Origin of the sequence: Bacillus sp. NH11B, assembly GCF_001884205.1 — a bacterium.
Taxonomy (GTDB): domain Bacteria; phylum Bacillota; class Bacilli; order Bacillales; family Bacillaceae_G; genus Bacillus_A; species Bacillus_A proteolyticus.
Genome location: NZ_MAOG01000108.1, coordinates 55,878 through 73,449, shown reverse-complemented (window position 1 = coordinate 73,449; position 17,572 = coordinate 55,878). Strand labels below are relative to the sequence as shown.

The window sequence follows — 17,572 nt, the reverse complement described above, 5'->3', positions numbered from 1 at the left end:
AGAGGAGAATTCAGATGCAACAGTTGATTTTGAAGGAGTTTTTCTTACAGAAGAAGATGTTTCTTTTATATTTTTTAATACCTATTTTCTCTGTTTTTAGGAATCCCGTCCAACCAATGGGAATTGCAATAGGATTATTTATAACATGTAGTACGATTATATATATTTCTTTTTATTATGACGAGAAAAGTAAAACAGAAAAAGTATTAGTGAGTTTGCCTATAACGAGAACAGAGATAGTTATAGCTAAATATATTTCAAGCTCATTATTTATTATGGCTGGTTTGAGTACAACTTTTATAGTCGTAATATTAGGAAATATTCTATTGAACAGAGATATAGTTATGCCTGGATATGCAATCTTTTCAGCAATAGTAGCAACTTTGATTTATTGTGTAGTAACGATACCTACTAATTACATTGGAGGATATAAAGCTATTACTGTCTTGAATGTGATTATGATTTTTCCTTTAATGGGTACGATTGGTCTTATGTGCAATATTTTTGGTGATAAAATAATCATGCTAAAAGTACTTCAATCTGAAGATGCTACACTAGCAATGGGTGCTCTTAGTATCGGAGTGTTAGTAAGTATAGTCATATCAATGTTACTCTCAATGAAAATGTTTCAGGAGGCAGAGTTATAGAAGGGACGCTTTCATATTAGGAGGTGTAATACATGATCAAGCAACTAGTCTTAAAAGATATGATGTTGCAAAGAAAGTTAGGGGTTGTTGGATTCATATGCTTGCTCTTCCTTGTAATTGTTGATTTTGGTAGCGACAACTTCCTTATGACGCTTAGTATATCTATACCCATCCTTGGAACGATATGGTCGACGAATTATGAGGCTAGAAATAAAAGTGAAATGATAGTAAATAGTTTACCATTTGAGCGTAAAGAAATTGTCATAGCAAAATATATATTTGTCAGCATTTTAGTTGCTTTAGGTGGCATCTTCTCACTTGTAGTTGGTTTAATCCAGTTACAAAATGAACATATAACTGGATTTATGTTGTGGGGAGCGATTCTGGGAGGAATAACAGGTGGTGTTGTTTATAGCGTGATTGTACTTCCGATTGAATTTTCGGTGGGATATAGCAGTACGAAACAGGTCGCTTTTCTTATTGGAATCATAATTGGGGGATTAAGTGGAGTGATTGTAAGTAGCATATGGTTAGATATAGAGAATGCTTGGAGCACAAGTCTAGTCGTAAATGTTTGTTTTATAGCAGGGCTGCTTCTCTTATATATCATGTCTATGTTACTCTCAATTAATTTGTATAGTGAGCGTGATTTGTAAGGGGAGGATAGCTTTGAAACAACTAATTTTAAAAGATTTCATCGTTCAATGGAAATTTTTAATTTGGTACATACTGTATCCGGTTTTCTTTTATATGGCCTTAACAGATACGGAAAATTTGTTCATAATTATGTCAGTAATCATTACAGTTGGGGCAACCGTAAAAACATTTGAAGTGGATAGTAAAAATGAGAGTGAAGTAATAGTTAATAGTTTGCCAATATTTCGAAAACAAATTGTGTTTGCGAAATATATAGTAGCAATTATCGTTCTTTTCATAAGCGTAGCGATTGGTTGTTTCACGATTGGAATGAAGAATGGGGCGAATGTATTTGAATTTATTGAAACGACATTGATTGCTAGCATTAGCTTTATTTTATTATATTTAAGCTTTGTTTTACCGATATCGTTTTGGCTAGGGTATAAAAAAACTGTTTTTATTACGATATTCATATGCATAGCGCCGATTGTTATTTTGGAGACATTCTTTCAAATCAACATAGAACAGATTCAACTGTATAACAGCTTGTTGTTTGTTAGTTCAATTTTCATGTTAATAGTATCTGTCTTTGTTTCGATGAAGCTATATGAAAGAAAAGAATTTTAAAAGGTGCCTCATAAAAGGCACCTTCTTCAATAACGGCAATACGAGAGCAATAGTTTATAAACGGAAACGTTACTTGGCACATCTTTCGGAGTATGTAATATAAAGCTGAAAACGATAACGAGAATGAGAAAGAGGAAAAATAAAAATAGGATTTGCTTATGTATAGAATTTTGCATATGATTCACTCCTTTTTTCGGTAGTATGTCCAAAAGAAAGGAGTGTATGAAAAAAATTGGAGGGGGAACAATGGGGAAACGAAAATTGTTATTTGGAATAGGGGTATTGTTTTTTTCACTGGGTCTTTTGTTATCAAATTTTTATTCAGATATACCATCACCATTTCCTAATTTGCATAAAGGGGTTGGTATAAGTATTGTCATAGTTGGTCTGCTTTGTATTATCGCATCAAACTTCTACAGAAAATCTGAATGAATATAAAAAAGGACAGTTACTCTTTTTCAGAAGAACTGTCCTTTTTAAATAACTTATTCCATAGCTTGACGATACTCCATATAATCACGATTGCAATGGAAGCAATAATTGACCAAGCGATAGATGCAAATTCAAGTGCCATGTTAGGAAGGAATGTAAGAATGGATAATACTTTATGAAACAACCATTCTATTATATGAAAACTTATTTGCAATAGAATGATAATCCCGAGTGTGATCCATGCTAACATCTGTTTTCCTTTTTCTTTCCACATGACAGTCACCTCACGTTAGCTTAATAGTTTTAAGCCAACAGCACCGCATAGAATGCAGCTTAAGAAGGCAAGACGACGCCAATCCGCTGATTCGCGGAAAATAAGAATGCCTAGAAGTGCACTTCCGGCAGTTCCGATTCCAGTCCAAATTGCGTAAGCAGTTCCCATCGGTAATGTGTCCATCGCAAGGGATAAGAAGAAGAAGCTTACGCCGAAGTTAGCGATTAAAATAACTTTTGGTGCCCAGCCTTTCTTTTCAGTGGCTACTTTCATAAAGAGTACACCAATAATTTCACAAATACCAGCTAGAATTAAAAATACCCAAGCCATTTTATGCGGCCTCCTTCGCTTCTTTTTCTTCTGTTACTCGTTTTAAGCCAATTACTCCGAAGAAGATTAAACCGATTAATAATACTTTTACAATAGAGAAAGGTTCTCCGAAGATGAAAATCTCTGTAAGAACGATTCCGCCAGCTCCAATTCCTGTAAAGACTGCGTATACAGTGCCGACAGGTAAATCTTTATAAGCTCTAAATAATAAAACGAAACTTATTGTAATTAATAATGCAACACCAGCCCATTCAAGTGGTGCCTCTGCGTGTTTTAATCCAATTACCCAAAAGATTTCAATAATACCAGCTAAGATTACATAAATCCATGCCATATGTCATTTCTCCTTCCTACCAGTCGTTAGGTAAAGGGCTTAAAAACGACGCATTGCAAAAGAGCAATCCGTCAGTTTGAAAGTCCGCGCCAAAATACTTTCCAAGAAGCGTCTAAACGTGTCTCAAAACGATTTAAACCTGCGTATAGTAGTTCAACCATAAGACCGTCAAGTAAGCATAGAAAAGCCTCTAAGGCATCTTTTATTTCAATGTTATGCAGCTCATCTTTCTCACTTGCCCTTTTAAATACAGGGAATAAAAGTTTTCCAACGTTCTCAATGTGTACATTTGCTTTATCAATAATTTGCTCGCGAAATGCATCAGGCGGAAAATAAGAAGTTCGTAACCAAAACATTGATTCTTCACTTTCACCAAATCGTTTTGCGTAACCTTTTAATAAATGTAAGAGCAATTCTTCAGTGGACGAATTTGAAAATTTTTCAATATCATCTGTGAAGCTCTGTACATCTTTTTGAAGAGCAGCCTCTAAACATGTAAAGTATAACTCTTCTTTTCCTTTAAAGTGTGCGTAAATCGATGGTTTTTTAATCCCAACTTCTTGAGCAATATTTGCTAATGAAGTTCCTTCGTAGCCGTAGCGTGCGAAATGAGAAAGTGCTACAGCTTTAATGCGGTTTGCTGTCATTTTCATCCCCTACCTACCGTTCGTTAGGTTTATTATATGAGATGGAAAATATAAAGTCAATAGGGGAAAAGCTGAAAAAGAGCGTTATAGGTAACGCTCCTTTTTAGACTGTTTCTCGCTCAATTAAATGGAATGAAAGTTCTTCTGCGCTGCCGATAATTTGCTCACTTTGAATTTGTTTATGGAATAAAGAAAAAGCATGTGAGCCCATTGTGAGCCCGGGATGTTCAATAGTTGTAATTTCTAATGCTTTTGAAATTTCATGGTTATCAAATCCAAGGATAGCAAGGTCTTCAGGTATTCGAATGCTATGTTTTCGCGCCTCTGTTAATAAACCAGCTGCAACTTGATCGTTCGCTGTAAAAATAGCGGTTGGACGATTTTTCATGTTTAAAATACGATGAAGTATTTTTGCCCCGTCCTGCATCGTATAACATTGATGAAAAATCCAATCAGGGTGCACTGTTTTTCCTTCGTGACGAAGAGTATCGGCGAAAGCTTTTTTACGCTCGATTGAATTAACGCTTGTTTCTCTTGCTAAACAAATGCCGATTTTTTCATGGCCCTTACGGAGTAAATAGGAAGTACCAAGGCGGAATCCTTCATAATGATCTACAAAGACAGATGAAATGAGTGGATGTTTCATTTTTTCACATGAAATAATGGGGGCAAATTTTGCGAACGGTTCAATTTGTTCCCATGAACTCGTTCGAGAACAAATAATCATCCCGTCGAATTGTTTCATTTTCATCATTTCAAGAACACGAACTTCTTCAATGCTATCGTAATTCGTTTGGCATAAATTAATATGATATCCAGCTGCTAATGCTTCGTTTCCGATTCCTTCAATAATGGTACTGAAGTATGGAACATTAATGAAAGGGAGCATAACCCCGATTGTATATGTTTTTCCCTTTATTAAATGAATAGCATTAATATTTTTTGCATAGTTCAATTCTTCAACTGCATCTAGAACACGCTTACGTTTTTCTTCTTTTACGTAAGGGTGATTATTAAGGACGCGGGAAACAGTTGCTATGGATACACCAGCAGTTTTTGCAATCTGTTTTATATTGGCCATATGTATCACCTCTTTACTTAATTATAAGGGGAAAATAATAAGAATGAAAAAATCTTGACCTGAAAAGCTTTTCACAAACTATGTTATAAACATGACTTCTGTTATTCGCGTAACCTTTTTATTTGGGCGTGAGAGTAGCGGGGTCTTTTTTTGTATGTATGCAAAGAAGTTTTGTCAAAATGTGTGAGAATAACGTGGAAAGTTTTCGGAGGAGGCGTTTCATAACGAAGCGAATAGAAGAGAGTATAAACGCTTCGTTCGTTAAGAGAGCGGTATGAAAGGGCGGAAACAAATTGAAAAAAGGAATCGTTTGTTTCGTGTTTTCTAGTATATTACTTAGCTCATGTTCATTTCAGCAAACAATGCAAGAAGAAAAAACATTTGTGGGAACAATAGGAGCGGCTAAGGACCGTGTTACTGATCCGATTCCGCTAAAGGAACTTCCAAAATATTTTCCGGCGAAGTTTAAAGTTCCAACGTTTTTACCTTATGACATTACGAGTGATGTGCATGGAGAGGTAAGAACGATGGGAAAGAAGAATGCTGTCTTAACGATTAAATATAAGCAACAAGAGAAAGAAAGGCATGATTATATAGAATTAATAGTGGCCAACTTTTCTTACAGTTTTCCATACCTCGTAGAAGAGAATCGATTTCAAGAACAAATGAAATTGAATAATGGAGCGCCTGCTTATTTTAAAAATAAGGATGATTACGAGCGAGGGGACGAATTTGCTACGCTTATATGGAAAGAGAAGGGGATTGAATATCAGCTATTATATCGTAATGTAGATGAGAAAGATGAAGATGTGATTAAACAAAATCTACTGTACATTGCGAACAATATGGAATGAAAAAACTAGCTGAATTATACAGCTAGTTTTTGTATGTTATTTCTTTTTAATTTTGCCTGACCAAGATTTAAATCCACCTTTTAATTGGTAGAAATCTTTGTAGCCTTGTTTCTTTAAGTATTGAGCTGCACGACCTGTACGGAATCCGCTTTGGCAATATAAATAAACAGGTTGATCTTCGCGGAGTTCTTTGTAGCGAAGGCGAATTTGTGATAATGGAATGTTACGCGCGCCTAAAATATGTCCCGCGTTAAATTCATCTGCTTCGCGAATATCGATAAGCTGTGCTTTACGGTAGCCAGCGCGAAATTCTTCTTCTGAAAGTGTTTTAATTAATTTCTTCTGATAGAAATACATCCATACAGTGTAGCCGATGAATGCTGCAATTGCGGCTAGTATAATAATCAAGTTTGTTGACACGATGCTATCGCTCCCTTTTTTCTAATCCTACTTTCAATATTATAATGCCCATATGTATTTATGCAACAGATTCATTCGCATATAAGAAGAAATTTCGTATTCTTTCACAAATTTTGTCGAATTTGGTAGACTAGAGAATGTGAAAAATAATTGGTTATATGAGGTGCAGGATGGGAAAAGAAAAATGGTGTTATATTAACTCTGGTCAATGTTCACCAGCATTTAATATGGCGTTAGATGAATGTTTATTAAATTGGCAAAGTGAAAAGAAAATGTCGCCAACAATTCGTTTTTATGAATGGGAAGTGCCGACATTAACAGTAGGATATTTTCAGCGTGTTGAAAAAGACATTAATATGGATGTAGTTAACGAAAAAGAATATGGTTTCGTTCGTCGTCAAACAGGCGGCAGGGGTGTATTACATGATAAAGAATTAACGTACAGTGTTATTGTGTCTGAAGATCATCCAAATATGCCAAAAACAGTTACAGAAGCGTATCGCGTTATTTCACAAGGGTTATTAGACGGTTTTAAGGCATTAGGATTAGAAGCGTATTATGCAGTTCCGAAAACAGAAGAGGATCGTGAGAATTTAAAAAATCCGCGTTCAGGAGTATGTTTTGATGCACCATCTTGGTATGAAATTGTAGTTGAAGGAAGAAAAATCGCAGGTAGTGCTCAAACACGTCAAAAAGGTGTTATTTTACAGCACGGTTCGATTCCGTTAGAAATAGATTTAGATGAGTTATACGATCTATTTTTATTCCCGAATGAACGTGTAAAAGAGCGTATGAAAAATATGTTTTCTTCTAAAGCGGTAGCGATTAATGAATTAACAGCTCGTACATTTACGATTGAACAGTTAATTAAAGCGTTTGAAACTGGATTTGAAAAAGGATTAGATATAGAGCTTGTTCCGTATGAACTAACAGAAGAACAGCTTCATGAAGTTCAAACATTAGCAAAAGAGAAGTATGAAAGTAACGAATGGAATTATAAAAAATAAGGAGATGGCGACCGCCATCTCCTTATTTTTATAGTAAATTAAGTACTTTTTCTACTTTGATTCCTTTATCTTGTAAAGAACGAAGGCGATTTACAACGTCCATAATTTCTTTGTCGAATGTAACGCTAATACCTTGGCTTTGTAGCTCTTCTTTTAATCCTTCAATAGAATCATCTATGTCGATGCCAAGCTCGTAATCTTGACAAACTTCAATTGTCTTTTTCACAAGTTTAACATAATTTTCTTGTAGTTTTGTATTTGTTTCAGTCAAAGCAGGTTGCTTCGGTTTTGCAGGAGTAACCGGAGCTGTCTCTTGCTTTTTAACTGGAGTAGGTACTGTTTTTTTCACAGGTGCTGGAGTAGATAATTCTACAGCTGCTTCAACACTTACTGGCTTCGGCGTTGGTACCGGAGTAGGTTTAGGTGCTGCAGTAGGTGTTTCTACTCGCGTAACAGGCTTTGGAGCTGGTGTAACTGCTTTTGGAGCTTCTACAACTACTTCTTTTTTCGGAGTAGCTTCTACAACTGTTTCTTCTTGCTCAGCAGCTTCTTTATTTTCTTTGCTCCACATAACGCGTTCAACTTCTAGAGAAACATTGTTTTTGTTCATCGCTGTTAATGTAACTTTACCAACCTCAGCGTTCCCAGTGAAATCAACAATTTTATAAATAACACTCTTGTTCCAATCCACGTTTCCGCTCAAAAATAATTCTTCGTTACATTTTGGCGTTAAGCCCTCGATTTTAATTTCTGCGTTTACACCGTTTTCACTATATACCATAATTAGCGAAGCATTTACATCTTCGTCTGCTAACATTAGTTCACGTACCATTTTGCCGGTGCGTACTTGCGTTTTCTTCTTAACTGACATCAAATTTCTCCTCTCAAAAATTCAGTAATAATAAAAAAATCGTATAACGAAAAATAATTGCTCACGAAGATTTATGATACCGATAATAAAAGCATCACGTCAACAATTAACTTTAATTATTTTGCATTTTTCTTATTTTCTTTATGAAATTTTTCAATTTGTAAAATTAGACAGAAGAAAAACAGCCTTTTGAAAGGCTGTTAAAAATTTGTTTTTTTGTATAGTAATTTATATAAAATAAAAAATAGAATAGCGATTAAGGCGTTTTGCCAAAAGGTTAGATGATAAATGAGATAGGGTTGCTTTTTGAAATAAATATTTAAGAATACAGCTGAACAAAATGGAGTAGCAAAGGCGAAACCAAAGAGAATCCTTCTTTTCCAATTAATCTTCTGATTAAAGGAATAGCGCTTTAATAAATGTAAAATGAAAAGTATACCTAGTATAATAAGTGAAACAAACAAAGTAGTTCCAGGGATGCTAAAAGCTGGGTTTAATTGTTCGGTATTCTTCCCGAAGATTAAAATGAAAAATGATACAAGGGCATCGATTCCAAACTGTATAGCAAGGAGTAAACTAATAGAAAATCCAATTAAAGAAGTTTTTTCTAGATTTGTTTGGGTTGGTGAAGCTGATATAAGTTCATCGCAATAAGATTGTAAATCATCTCCAAAGATGTCGTAAGCATTTTTATTTTCTGTTTGTGCTTCGATAAGATGATCTAATATTTCTAGTAAAAGTTCTTCCATTTGTCGCTCGGGTACGTTAGATAATCGAAGATATACTAACATATCACCGTAAGTAGATTCGTTTTCAGGTGTTAAAAGTTCACGTTTTTTATTGTTCAATTCAACCATGTCTTGCGCATTCATCCCTATCACTCCCCTTGTAATAAGTTGTTTACGGTCGTTGAAACCATTCCCCAGCTTTTTTTAAATTCTTCAAGCTGTTCTAATCCTTTATCGGTTACGTGATAATATTTACGCTTTGGACCGAGTGAGGAGGCTTTTAATGTTCCTTCAATCAATTTTTCTTTTTGCATACGTAACAATAACGGATATATGCTTCCTTCGCTTACGAATGTAAAGCCGTGTTTATTTAATTTTGTACTCAGTTCATATCCGTACACTTCTTCTTGTGAAATGATGTATAGGATGCAACCTTCGAGCACACCTTTTAACATTTGGCTGTGCATGATTTCACCACCTTTTACCCAGGTAACTTGCGTTGCAAGGTAGCTGTTATCCAAATTATAACATTCAGTAACTTGCAACGCAAGTTACTGAAGTGGAAAACTTTAATCTGTGTTAATTTTACTTTGTTTCCCATATTAACGAGAGGAGGGAAGCAGATGAAACCATTTATGCCAAAAATCGTTTACTTTGAACCGAGGGCACTCGAATATTCGCTTGGAAAAGAGCTTTATGAGAAGTTTACGAAGATGGGATTAGAAATTCGTGAAACGACATCACACAATCAAATTAGAAATTTGCCAGGCGAAAATGAATTGCAAAAGTATCGTAATGCAAAAGCGACACTAGTCGTTGGGGTGAGGAAGACATTAAAGTTTGATACATCAAAGCCATCAGCTGAATATGCAATCCCGCTTGCAACAGGGTGTATGGGACATTGTCATTATTGTTATTTGCAAACGACACTTGGTAGTAAACCTTACGTAAGGGTGTATGTGAATCTAGATGAAATATTTGAGAAGGCAAAGCAATATATGGATGAAAGGGCCCCTGAAATAACAAGATTTGAAGCGGCATGTACATCAGACATCGTCGGAATTGATCATTTAACACATGCATTAAAGCGGGCGATAGAGTTTATCGGAGAAAGTGAACATGGACGTTTACGTTTCGTTACAAAATATTCGCACGTTGATCATTTATTAGATGCAAAGCATAATGGGAAAACGCGTTTTCGATTTAGTATTAATTCACGTTATGTGATTAAAAATTTTGAACCTGGGACATCACCATTTGAAGAACGAATTGAGGCTGCACGTAAAGTAGCGGGGGCTAATTATCCTCTTGGTTTTATTGTTGCTCCACTTTATATGCATGAAGGGTGGGAAGAAGGGTACCGTGAATTGTTTGAACGATTGTACAATGCGTTAAAAGACATGACGATACCAAATTTAACGTTCGAATTAATTCAACATCGCTTTACGAAACCGGCAAAAAAGGTCATTCAAGAGCGTTATCCAAATACAAAGCTTGAAATGGATGAAGAGAAGCGGAAATATAAATGGGGACGATACGGTATTGGGAAATATGTATATCAAAAGGATGATGCGGAAGTATTAGAAGAAACAATACGAGGTTATATACATGAGTATTTTCCTGATGCAGAAATTCAATATTTTACATAAGGGGAATCTGTATCTGAATATGGATTCTTTTTTTGTTTTATATATTTAGGCTCGTTTCCACCTTGTCACGTTATTCTTTCTGGTGTATCATTTTATTGATTGCTTCGTACGGAATAAGCAAAATGAAATTGGATGGAGGAAACCGATGCCTACCCCTAGTATGGAAGATTATATTGAACAAATTTATTTGTTGATTGATGAAAAGGGTTATGCCCGTGTATCTGATATTGCTGAAGCGCTTAGTGTACATCCATCCTCTGTAACAAAAATGGTACAAAAATTAGACAAGGACGAATATCTAATTTATGAAAAATATAGAGGGCTTGTATTAACATCAAAAGGTAAAAAAATCGGAGAACGTCTTGTATATCGTCATGAATTGTTAGAACAGTTTATGCGCATTATCGGTGTGGATGAAAGCAAAATTTATAATGATGTAGAAGGAATTGAACATCATTTAAGTTGGGAATCAATTGACCGTATCGGTGATTTAGTACAGTACTTTGAACAAGATAAAGTTCGAGTAGAAACACTTCGTGGTGTTCAAAAAGCAAATGAAGAGAAAAGTAATTAAGGGGAACGTGTGGCGTTTCCTTTTTTATTTCAATCGAAAAGGACGGGAGAATAATGAAAGCAATTATTTTTGATTTTGATGGATTAATTGTGGACACAGAAACAATATGGTTTCACTCTTTCAGAGATGCTGTTCGTGAATACGGCGGCGAGTTACCTTTAGAGGAATTTGCAAAATGTATTGGAACGACAGATGAAGTACTTTATGCATTTTTAAAAGAGCAATTAAAAGAAAAGTTTAATGAGCATACATTAAAGGAAAAAGTAACAATTTTACATAAAGAGAAAATGAAAATACCAGAAGCGCGTGACGGGGTAAAAGAATATTTAGAAGAAGCGAAAGAAATGGGATTAAAAATCGCATTAGCCTCTAGCTCATCTAGAGAGTGGGTCGTTCGTTTTTTAGAAGAGCTACAGATTAGAGAGTATTTTGAAGTGATTAAAACGAGAGAAGATGTCGAGAAGGTAAAACCAGATCCAGCTCTTTATAAAGTTGCGATAGAAGAATTAGGAGTTGAACCATCGGAAGCTGTTGTGTTTGAGGATTCATTAAATGGATTGAAAGCAGCGATTGCAGCGGGATTAAAATGTGTCGTCGTACCTAATGATGTGACAAGAAATTTGCAATTTGAAAACCATCACCTTCGTATCGAAAGTATGAAAGAAAAAAGTTTGAAAGAAGTACTTCAACATATAAAGTGAAACTTTAATCAGTCGGGGCTTTTCTCATCCCCACTGATTATTTGCCCGTACTAATTGAGATAAAAAAAGACCGTATTTCCTAAAAGGAAGCACGGTCTTTCTTTTTGTTTTTTTTACCTTCAATGACAGTTAAATGAGATTGTTTTCTTTTTCTTTTCAACGATGGAGAATTACCCTTTTTCCCCTTGTCATCAGAAGCATTTCGTTTCAAGAAAGAATTACTTAGGGGTGCTACATTTTGTTTCCCGTGTTTGCGGTTCGATTGTTTCGCTGCACGCTTATATGAGCTTTGCGAATTTGCAGAACCACTAGAGTTTGTAAACATTTTGTAGAGTAAGTAAAAGATACCGACGACAGCTAACATGATACCAATGTTTTTCAATACTCCCATTGGATCTGTAATAACAGATGAAACAAGGCCGAATATTGCTAATCCGATAATAAGCACAAATATAGCGAATGTAAACGAACGACCGTTCATAAGGGACACCTCCTAAAAACATATATTAAAATTAGTATATTAACGATGAGGAAAGGAGTTGAACACCATTTTTAAATAATTATTGTTTGTTTTCTAAACGTAATAATTCTTCAAACGATGCGATTGCAACTTCCGCTTGATCATCTGTTGGTTCTTTCGTTGTTAATAGTTGCAGCCATAATCCTGGATATCCAAGTACTCGCAAAACAGGGACATCTCGTAATCGATTGGTAAATTGTAATACTTCAAAAGAAATGCCGAGAACAACTGGAATTAATAAAATTCGGTTTACTACCCTTGCCCAAAGTGGATCTGTAGGAACTAGGAAATAAACAAACATTCCAATAATGACTGTAAATATTATAAAGCTACTGCCACAGCGATAATGGAGGCGAGTTTGCTTTTGAACATTGTCTACAGTTAGTGGAAGATTATTCTCATAAGCATTAATTACTTTATGCTCTGCACCGTGGTACTGAAACACCCTCTTAATAAGTGGGGTTAAAGAAATAAAGTATATATAGCTCAATAGTAACATGAGCTTAATGACACTTTCGACAATGATTTGCCCTGTATGAGATGGGAAAATCGGTCTCGTTAGTTCAGCTAATAGTGCAGGAACTGCTGTGAAAATTACTTTACCGAATATGAATGATAAAACGCCAACTGCTGCAACTCCTAATACCATCGTTAATTTTGATTGTTCTTCTTTTGTATTTGCAATTTGTTCATCTTCTTCTGGGTGGACATCAAATCGTTCTGAAGCAAAGTTTAAATGCTTCGCTCCATTCGCACTTGCGTCCACGATAGCGGCAATACCTCGTATAAATGGAATCTTCTTTAGGATAGATAATGCTCTATTACGAACGCGTGGTAATCGATAAAATTCAATCGATTTATCTTTACGACGAACCGCTGTAACAGTATATTCTCTACCGCCAAACATAACTCCTTCTATGACTGCTTGCCCGCCATATATTTGTTTTGACTCTTCTGCCATGTTAACACCAACCTGTATTTGTTTCTCTCTTATGTAGAAAAAGAGGTAATTGTCATACTTGGTCCTGCCATTTTGAAATAAGACAATCACCGAGTTTCCTTTATTTTATCGACAAATACAAGCAGATGACAAGGGGAAATGTTACGAGAGTAGGACATTTCTTATTCTTTTTATAGACAAATTTCGCAGAATTTAAACATGCTTCAAAATAGTTTCGGGCATACTATTGAGCGGAGGTGTCAATGTGAATCAAGAACAATCAACGATAAGGAACTTTGTACAAATTGGTTTATTTGGTGGCTTGTTTTGGGGAAGTATATGGTATTTCCTTCATATATTCTCGTTTACAGAAGCTGGACCTAATTATTTCCTTTTACCGTTTGCATTTGGAGATTGGAAAGAAGGGGTTTGGGGAAATGTACTAGGCATCGTTTGTATGGGACTTCTTTCAATTTTAGTGGCCTTGCTCTATAAAGCTTTTTTTAAAAAGTTTGAAGGCGTATTACCTGGTATACTATACGGTTTATTTTGGTGGGCATTATTATTTTTTGGAATGGGGATAATGGCACCAGTTATTAAAAGTGCACTTCATTTACCGAAAGAAACAATCATAACAACAGCATGTATCTTTATATTATATGGTGTCTTTATTTCATACTCTGTTGCATTCGAAGCGAACAATACAAATAGAGGAGAAGGGCTCGAGAAGACAAACTATTCAAACAAGTGATTCGTATGTTAAAATGTCGTATAGACATTCTTTAATATTAAGGAGTTTTAAGAAAATGAAAAAGTTACTCCTCGTAAATGGTCCTAACCTAAATCGCCTTGGTGTCAGAGAGGTAAATGTATATGGAGAAGGAACGTTAGCGACGCTTGAAACAGATATGAAACAAGAAGCAGAGAAAATGGGAGTGGAGTTAGAATGTTTTCAATCGAATCATGAAGGAGCTATTATTGATATTATTCATGAGGCTGATGACATATATGAAGGAATCATTCTAAATCCAGGTGCATTTACGCATTATAGCTATGCGATTCGGGATGCTATCGCAAGTGTTTCGATTCCAGTTATTGAAGTACATATTTCTAACATTCACGGGCGTGAGTCGTTTCGTCATGAATCTGTGACAGCGGCTGTTTGTGCGGGGCAAATTGTTGGATTTGGTTTTTATGGTTATAAGCTAGCGTTATTTGCATTAATGGAGAAATTGAGGGAGGCATAAAGTAATGGAAAAGATCGAGAGATTAAGAAGTGCGTTTGATGATGCTGGTATTGACGGTATCGTATTAACGAATGAACATAGCCGTAGATATATGGCGAATTTCACAGGAACAGCTGGTGTTGTACTAATTTCAAAAGAACGTGCTCTATTTATTACAGATTTCCGTTATGTAGAGCAAGCTGGTAAGCAAGCGGTTGGGTATGAAATTGTACAGCATGCAGGATTGATTCTTGATGAAGTTGCGAAACAAGTTAAAGAACTTGGAATTCAAAAACTAGGATTTGAACAAGATACCCTTACATATAGCTCTTACGTAACGCATAATGAAGCGATCGAAGCTGAATTTATCCCAACTTCTGGGCTTGTAGAAAAGTTACGCTTGATAAAGACTGATTCAGAGATTAAGATATTAAAGGAAGCTGCACAGATTGCAGATGCTGCCTTTGAGCATATTCTATCATTCATTCGCCCGGGAGTATCTGAAATTGAAGTGTCAAATGAACTTGAATTTTTCATGAGAAAACAAGGAGCAACATCTTCTTCGTTTGATATTATCGTTGCTTCAGGTCTTCGTTCGGCATTACCGCACGGCGTGGCATCTGAAAAAGTGATAGAAATAGGAGATTTCGTTACATTAGACTTCGGTGCTTATTACAAAGGATATTGCTCTGATATTACTCGTACGATTGCAGTCGGTGAGCCATCTGATAAATTAAAAGAAATTTATAATATCGTTTTAGAAGCACAACTACGTGGTGTGAACGGTATTAAAGCTGGTTTAACGGGCCGTGAGGCGGATGCATTAACGCGTGATTACATAACGGAAAAAGGATATGGTGAATACTTCGGACACTCTACTGGTCATGGAATCGGTCTTGAAATCCATGAAGCACCAGGTTTAGCGTTCCGTTCTGATACAGTACTTGAACCAGGTATGGCTGTAACAGTAGAACCAGGTATTTATATTCCAGGTGTTGGCGGGGTACGTATTGAAGATGATATCATTGTAACAAGTGAAGGTAATGAAGTAATAACGAAATCACCAAAAGAACTTATTATTTTGTAATACACAGGAGGATTTTTTTACATGATTTCAGTAAACGATTTTCGTACAGGTTTAACAATCTCAGTGGACAATGCCCTTTGGCAAGTAATGGATTTCCAACACGTAAAGCCAGGTAAAGGTGCTGCATTCGTTCGCTCTAAACTACGTAACCTTCGCACAGGATCTGTTCAAGAGAAAACATTCCGTGCAGGTGAAAAAGTAGAAAAAGCACACATCGAAAACCGTCGTATGCAATACTTATACGCGAGTGGTGAGTCTCACGTATTTATGGATAACGGAACTTATGAGCAAATCGAACTTGGTGAAAACCAAATTGAGCGCGAATTAAAATTCCTAAAAGAAAACATGGAAGTATCTATTATGACATACCAAGATGAAGTACTTGGTGTTGAACTTCCGAATACTGTTGAATTAAAAGTGTCAGAGACAGAACCTGGTATTAAAGGTGACACAGCTTCTAACGTAACAAAACCAGCTACATTAGAAACTGGTCTTGTTGTACAAGTACCAATCTTCATTAACGAAGGCGAAATGCTTATCATCAACACTGGTGAAGGTAAATACGTTTCTCGTGCATAGTAAAAAAGCACTCGTGATCATCACGAGTGCTTTTTTTATAGAAAGTAGGGTAGATAGTAAATGGCAGTTATAACAAAACTAACTAAGACAAGTGAAAGAGTACCCGCGATATATGGAGTGAAAACAATTTGAAATGGTTTTATTTCACCAGTCTCCACACCAGTTAATGTCTTACTTATTGCGTGATCTGTAATATTGTTTCTATGGTTACTCATAATAATTAACCACGTAATTGCAAATATGGCTAAGCTTCCTAGGAAAAAACTCTCCATAAAGGACCAAGAGACCATCTTGGAAAAAAGATAAATAATGGCTAATTCTACTATAATTGTTAAACTAATTTTTAATACCTTCATATTTTCCCCCCTCATTTTGTACGTCCAGCCAATTTAAAAAATTCTTGCGTGATACGACATGTAGTGAGCAAGGTGACTTTACTTCTTTCTCAAGTGCAGTATGTTCGCCTGGAAACTTGTTTTCCACATGCAATGAAATATAAGGTAGTTTTTCTTGTGCTCTTAACGAGCGAATGTTAGTCGTTTTAGCACCAGCGAATACGTATGTAAGTTGTAAGTCTAAGAAAGCGACTTTAAAGATTTCTTTTTTAGCGGCCTCATTATATCCTTTTCCCCAGTATGGATAGCCGAGCCAACTGCCAATGTGAGAGTGCTTTTTCTCATAATTAATATGTTTAAGTGTGGTGAGGCCAATTATTTCATTTTCTTCATCTACAATCACTCTCGATAAAGACTTCTTTTGGCGCTCTTCTTCTATTGCAAAAAGAAGAAATGCCTTCGTGTCTTCGACTTTTTCTACCTGTATTCCTAATGCATTTTTTACGTGTGGTTCACTTGATAGCTCAAAAATCACATTTGCATAGCGTAAATCAAGTGGTAATAAAGTAACGTGCCGCATCGTTTATACCCCTTTTAAATTAAATATATCATAATACACCATAAAAAATAAGAATATTCAGATTTAAATAAGGCGTTAGAGAATAATTATGTTTTTACTTCTGAAATAGACAACCTCTGCATATGGTTGTACAAATATATTCTTTTTGAGCATACGGCAATAGTAACCGTTATGGGAGAAGGTGGGAGAATGAAACAGTGGCTAGCGGCAATGGAAACATCCGTACTTGTGATGGGGTTACTTCGGGTGTTTTCAGGAAGCGCGGAAATATTCGCCGCTTTGCTTATGCTTTACGTGAATGATGCGAAAAAAGCATTGTTTATAAATGGTATGTTGGCGTTTGTTGGACCGACCGTATTAATTTTAACAATGACAATTGGCATAGCGAGTGTAGCAAGTGAAATTTCTTTCCTGAAACTCTTTTTTCTAGCACTTGGAATTGGCTGCATTTTTATCGCGTTGTTGAAATAGTAAGTCGATTATAGTGGGGAGA

Annotated in this window: 27 protein-coding genes; 14 read left to right on the top strand and 13 right to left on the bottom strand. The window is 35.8% G+C overall.

Translation table 11 applies throughout. The features are described from left to right. Window positions 1-14 precede the first annotated feature (14 nt). The 4 genes from BAU27_RS18980 to BAU27_RS18965 all read left to right on the top strand — a co-directional run bounded on the left by BAU27_RS18980 (window position 15) and on the right by BAU27_RS18965 (window position 2,342). Entirely contained in the window at window positions 15-647 is a 633-nt protein-coding gene (locus BAU27_RS18980; protein WP_071771650.1) for an ABC-2 transporter permease, read from the top strand. A 32-nt stretch (window positions 648-679) separates the two neighbouring features. Beyond that, window positions 680-1,303: an ABC-2 transporter permease gene (locus BAU27_RS18975; protein ID WP_071747107.1), complete on the top strand. Its 624-nt coding sequence runs from the start codon at window positions 680-682 to the stop codon at window positions 1,301-1,303. Window positions 1,304-1,316: 13 nt separating this feature from the next. Then, on the top strand, window positions 1,317-1,910 hold the full coding sequence (locus tag BAU27_RS18970; protein ID WP_071771649.1) for an ABC-2 transporter permease: 594 nt from the start codon (window positions 1,317-1,319) through the stop codon (window positions 1,908-1,910). A gap of 246 nt (window positions 1,911-2,156) precedes the next feature. Beyond that, window positions 2,157-2,342, top strand: a complete 186-nt coding sequence (locus BAU27_RS18965) for a hypothetical protein (protein ID WP_071771648.1) — start codon at window positions 2,157-2,159, stop codon at window positions 2,340-2,342. A gap of 16 nt (window positions 2,343-2,358) precedes the next feature. On the opposite strand, the gene BAU27_RS18960 is transcribed toward BAU27_RS18965, so the two are convergent. From BAU27_RS18960 to BAU27_RS18940, 5 genes are all read right to left on the bottom strand, one after another. Further along, on the bottom strand, window positions 2,359-2,616 hold the full coding sequence (locus BAU27_RS18960; protein WP_071771647.1) for a DUF3975 family protein: 258 nt from the start codon (window positions 2,614-2,616) through the stop codon (window positions 2,359-2,361). Window positions 2,617-2,631: 15 nt separating this feature from the next. Beyond that, window positions 2,632-2,946, bottom strand: a complete 315-nt coding sequence (locus tag BAU27_RS18955; RefSeq protein WP_000312621.1) for a DMT family transporter — start codon at window positions 2,944-2,946, stop codon at window positions 2,632-2,634. Window position 2,947: 1 nt separating this feature from the next. Beyond that, window positions 2,948-3,280 carry a DMT family transporter gene (locus tag BAU27_RS18950; protein ID WP_000312348.1) on the bottom strand — a complete coding sequence of 111 codons (333 nt, stop codon included), beginning with the start codon at window positions 3,278-3,280 and terminating at the stop codon, window positions 2,948-2,950. 71 nt (window positions 3,281-3,351) lie between these two features. After that, on the bottom strand, window positions 3,352-3,933 hold the full coding sequence (locus tag BAU27_RS18945) for a TetR/AcrR family transcriptional regulator (RefSeq protein WP_071747103.1): 582 nt from the start codon (window positions 3,931-3,933) through the stop codon (window positions 3,352-3,354). Window positions 3,934-4,030: 97 nt separating this feature from the next. Beyond that, entirely contained in the window at window positions 4,031-5,008 is a 978-nt protein-coding gene (locus BAU27_RS18940) for a LacI family DNA-binding transcriptional regulator (protein WP_071771646.1), read from the bottom strand. A 317-nt stretch (window positions 5,009-5,325) separates the two neighbouring features. Here BAU27_RS18940 and BAU27_RS18935 point away from each other — a divergent pair, with 317 nt between their 5' ends. After that, entirely contained in the window at window positions 5,326-5,862 is a 537-nt protein-coding gene (locus tag BAU27_RS18935; protein WP_071771674.1) for a DNA polymerase III subunit delta, read from the top strand. A 36-nt stretch (window positions 5,863-5,898) separates the two neighbouring features. On the opposite strand, the gene BAU27_RS18930 is transcribed toward BAU27_RS18935, so the two are convergent. Further along, window positions 5,899-6,282 carry a rhodanese-like domain-containing protein gene (locus tag BAU27_RS18930; protein WP_071747101.1) on the bottom strand — a complete coding sequence of 128 codons (384 nt, stop codon included), beginning with the start codon at window positions 6,280-6,282 and terminating at the stop codon, window positions 5,899-5,901. Window positions 6,283-6,452: 170 nt separating this feature from the next. Between BAU27_RS18930 and BAU27_RS18925 the strand changes: the two genes are divergently transcribed. Next, window positions 6,453-7,289: a lipoate--protein ligase family protein gene (locus BAU27_RS18925; RefSeq protein WP_071771645.1), complete on the top strand. Its 837-nt coding sequence runs from the start codon at window positions 6,453-6,455 to the stop codon at window positions 7,287-7,289. A gap of 28 nt (window positions 7,290-7,317) precedes the next feature. Here BAU27_RS18925 and BAU27_RS18920 read toward each other — a convergent pair whose 3' ends face one another. The 3 genes from BAU27_RS18920 to BAU27_RS18910 form a co-directional block, all read right to left on the bottom strand. After that, the gene (locus BAU27_RS18920; RefSeq protein WP_071771644.1) at window positions 7,318-8,160 is read right to left on the bottom strand and encodes a hypothetical protein; all 843 of its coding nucleotides are present in this window, start codon (window positions 8,158-8,160) and stop codon (window positions 7,318-7,320) included. 200 nt (window positions 8,161-8,360) lie between these two features. Further along, window positions 8,361-9,032, bottom strand: a complete 672-nt coding sequence (locus tag BAU27_RS18915; RefSeq protein ID WP_071771643.1) for a DUF1129 family protein — start codon at window positions 9,030-9,032, stop codon at window positions 8,361-8,363. Between the two features lie 5 nt (window positions 9,033-9,037). Then, window positions 9,038-9,355, bottom strand: a complete 318-nt coding sequence (locus tag BAU27_RS18910) for a PadR family transcriptional regulator (protein WP_000556081.1) — start codon at window positions 9,353-9,355, stop codon at window positions 9,038-9,040. Between the two features lie 156 nt (window positions 9,356-9,511). Here BAU27_RS18910 and splB point away from each other — a divergent pair, with 156 nt between their 5' ends. The 3 genes from splB (at window position 9,512) to BAU27_RS18895 (ending at window position 11,812) form a co-directional block, all read left to right on the top strand. Next, window positions 9,512-10,537 carry a spore photoproduct lyase gene (splB, locus tag BAU27_RS18905; protein ID WP_071771642.1) on the top strand — a complete coding sequence of 342 codons (1,026 nt, stop codon included), beginning with the start codon at window positions 9,512-9,514 and terminating at the stop codon, window positions 10,535-10,537. A 145-nt stretch (window positions 10,538-10,682) separates the two neighbouring features. Then, on the top strand, window positions 10,683-11,111 hold the full coding sequence (gene mntR, locus BAU27_RS18900) for a transcriptional regulator MntR (RefSeq protein WP_071747095.1): 429 nt from the start codon (window positions 10,683-10,685) through the stop codon (window positions 11,109-11,111). Window positions 11,112-11,164: 53 nt separating this feature from the next. Continuing rightward, entirely contained in the window at window positions 11,165-11,812 is a 648-nt protein-coding gene (locus tag BAU27_RS18895; RefSeq protein WP_071747094.1) for an HAD family hydrolase, read from the top strand. Window positions 11,813-11,891: 79 nt separating this feature from the next. On the opposite strand, the gene BAU27_RS18890 is transcribed toward BAU27_RS18895, so the two are convergent. After that, window positions 11,892-12,293: an SA1362 family protein gene (locus BAU27_RS18890; protein WP_002129056.1), complete on the bottom strand. Its 402-nt coding sequence runs from the start codon at window positions 12,291-12,293 to the stop codon at window positions 11,892-11,894. Window positions 12,294-12,372: 79 nt separating this feature from the next. Further along, window positions 12,373-13,293, bottom strand: coding sequence for a DUF1385 domain-containing protein (locus tag BAU27_RS18885; protein ID WP_071747093.1), 921 nt, complete (start codon window positions 13,291-13,293; stop codon window positions 12,373-12,375). A gap of 244 nt (window positions 13,294-13,537) precedes the next feature. Here BAU27_RS18885 and BAU27_RS18880 point away from each other — a divergent pair, with 244 nt between their 5' ends. The 4 genes from BAU27_RS18880 to efp are packed head-to-tail and all read left to right on the top strand — an operon-like array spanning window position 13,538 to window position 16,164. Beyond that, window positions 13,538-14,023 carry a YqhR family membrane protein gene (locus BAU27_RS18880; protein WP_071771641.1) on the top strand — a complete coding sequence of 162 codons (486 nt, stop codon included), beginning with the start codon at window positions 13,538-13,540 and terminating at the stop codon, window positions 14,021-14,023. A gap of 55 nt (window positions 14,024-14,078) precedes the next feature. Then, entirely contained in the window at window positions 14,079-14,519 is a 441-nt protein-coding gene (gene aroQ, locus BAU27_RS18875; protein ID WP_071747091.1) for a type II 3-dehydroquinate dehydratase, read from the top strand. Window positions 14,520-14,523: 4 nt separating this feature from the next. After that, window positions 14,524-15,585 (top strand): Xaa-Pro dipeptidase, encoded by a 1,062-nt coding sequence (gene pepQ, locus BAU27_RS18870; protein ID WP_071771640.1) that lies wholly within the window; start codon window positions 14,524-14,526, stop codon window positions 15,583-15,585. 21 nt (window positions 15,586-15,606) lie between these two features. Beyond that, window positions 15,607-16,164 carry an elongation factor P gene (efp, locus tag BAU27_RS18865; protein WP_000626521.1) on the top strand — a complete coding sequence of 186 codons (558 nt, stop codon included), beginning with the start codon at window positions 15,607-15,609 and terminating at the stop codon, window positions 16,162-16,164. A gap of 35 nt (window positions 16,165-16,199) precedes the next feature. On the opposite strand, the gene BAU27_RS18860 is transcribed toward efp, so the two are convergent. Continuing rightward, the gene (locus BAU27_RS18860) at window positions 16,200-16,520 is read right to left on the bottom strand and encodes a hypothetical protein (protein WP_071747089.1); all 321 of its coding nucleotides are present in this window, start codon (window positions 16,518-16,520) and stop codon (window positions 16,200-16,202) included. Next, the gene (locus BAU27_RS18855) at window positions 16,501-17,079 is read right to left on the bottom strand and encodes a GNAT family N-acetyltransferase (RefSeq protein WP_071771639.1); all 579 of its coding nucleotides are present in this window, start codon (window positions 17,077-17,079) and stop codon (window positions 16,501-16,503) included. Before BAU27_RS18855 ends, BAU27_RS18860 begins: the two co-directional genes overlap by 20 nt. Window positions 17,080-17,268: 189 nt before the next feature. Between BAU27_RS18855 and BAU27_RS18850 the strand changes: the two genes are divergently transcribed. Next, window positions 17,269-17,550: a YqhV family protein gene (locus BAU27_RS18850; RefSeq protein WP_071771638.1), complete on the top strand. Its 282-nt coding sequence runs from the start codon at window positions 17,269-17,271 to the stop codon at window positions 17,548-17,550. The last annotated feature ends 22 nt before the right edge of the window (window positions 17,551-17,572 follow it).

Excerpts from the sequence above, each read along its gene's own strand:
- BAU27_RS18980 (WP_071771650.1), top strand. The coding sequence starts at position 15 with ATGCAACAGTTGATTTTGAAGGAGTTTTTCTTACAGAAGAAGATGTTT.
- pepQ (WP_071771640.1), top strand. The coding sequence starts at position 14,524 with ATGGAAAAGATCGAGAGATTAAGAAGTGCGTTTGATGATGCTGGTATT.
- BAU27_RS18855 (WP_071771639.1), bottom strand. The coding sequence starts at position 17,079 with ATGCGGCACGTTACTTTATTACCACTTGATTTACGCTATGCAAATGTG.
- BAU27_RS18950 (WP_000312348.1), bottom strand. The coding sequence starts at position 3,280 with ATGGCATGGATTTATGTAATCTTAGCTGGTATTATTGAAATCTTTTGG.
- aroQ (WP_071747091.1), top strand. The coding sequence starts at position 14,079 with ATGAAAAAGTTACTCCTCGTAAATGGTCCTAACCTAAATCGCCTTGGT.
- BAU27_RS18860 (WP_071747089.1), bottom strand. The coding sequence starts at position 16,520 with ATGAAGGTATTAAAAATTAGTTTAACAATTATAGTAGAATTAGCCATT.
- efp (WP_000626521.1), top strand. The coding sequence starts at position 15,607 with ATGATTTCAGTAAACGATTTTCGTACAGGTTTAACAATCTCAGTGGAC.
- BAU27_RS18925 (WP_071771645.1), top strand. The coding sequence starts at position 6,453 with ATGGGAAAAGAAAAATGGTGTTATATTAACTCTGGTCAATGTTCACCA.
- BAU27_RS18965 (WP_071771648.1), top strand. The coding sequence starts at position 2,157 with ATGGGGAAACGAAAATTGTTATTTGGAATAGGGGTATTGTTTTTTTCA.
- BAU27_RS18915 (WP_071771643.1), bottom strand. The coding sequence starts at position 9,032 with ATGAATGCGCAAGACATGGTTGAATTGAACAATAAAAAACGTGAACTT.
- BAU27_RS18910 (WP_000556081.1), bottom strand. The coding sequence starts at position 9,355 with ATGCACAGCCAAATGTTAAAAGGTGTGCTCGAAGGTTGCATCCTATAC.
- BAU27_RS18945 (WP_071747103.1), bottom strand. The coding sequence starts at position 3,933 with ATGAAAATGACAGCAAACCGCATTAAAGCTGTAGCACTTTCTCATTTC.
- splB (WP_071771642.1), top strand. The coding sequence starts at position 9,512 with ATGAAACCATTTATGCCAAAAATCGTTTACTTTGAACCGAGGGCACTC.
- BAU27_RS18920 (WP_071771644.1), bottom strand. The coding sequence starts at position 8,160 with ATGTCAGTTAAGAAGAAAACGCAAGTACGCACCGGCAAAATGGTACGT.
- mntR (WP_071747095.1), top strand. The coding sequence starts at position 10,683 with ATGCCTACCCCTAGTATGGAAGATTATATTGAACAAATTTATTTGTTG.
- BAU27_RS18895 (WP_071747094.1), top strand. The coding sequence starts at position 11,165 with ATGAAAGCAATTATTTTTGATTTTGATGGATTAATTGTGGACACAGAA.
- BAU27_RS18885 (WP_071747093.1), bottom strand. The coding sequence starts at position 13,293 with ATGGCAGAAGAGTCAAAACAAATATATGGCGGGCAAGCAGTCATAGAA.
- BAU27_RS18960 (WP_071771647.1), bottom strand. The coding sequence starts at position 2,616 with ATGTGGAAAGAAAAAGGAAAACAGATGTTAGCATGGATCACACTCGGG.
- BAU27_RS18850 (WP_071771638.1), top strand. The coding sequence starts at position 17,269 with ATGAAACAGTGGCTAGCGGCAATGGAAACATCCGTACTTGTGATGGGG.
- BAU27_RS18940 (WP_071771646.1), bottom strand. The coding sequence starts at position 5,008 with ATGGCCAATATAAAACAGATTGCAAAAACTGCTGGTGTATCCATAGCA.
- BAU27_RS18955 (WP_000312621.1), bottom strand. The coding sequence starts at position 2,946 with ATGGCTTGGGTATTTTTAATTCTAGCTGGTATTTGTGAAATTATTGGT.
- BAU27_RS18975 (WP_071747107.1), top strand. The coding sequence starts at position 680 with ATGATCAAGCAACTAGTCTTAAAAGATATGATGTTGCAAAGAAAGTTA.
- BAU27_RS18890 (WP_002129056.1), bottom strand. The coding sequence starts at position 12,293 with ATGAACGGTCGTTCGTTTACATTCGCTATATTTGTGCTTATTATCGGA.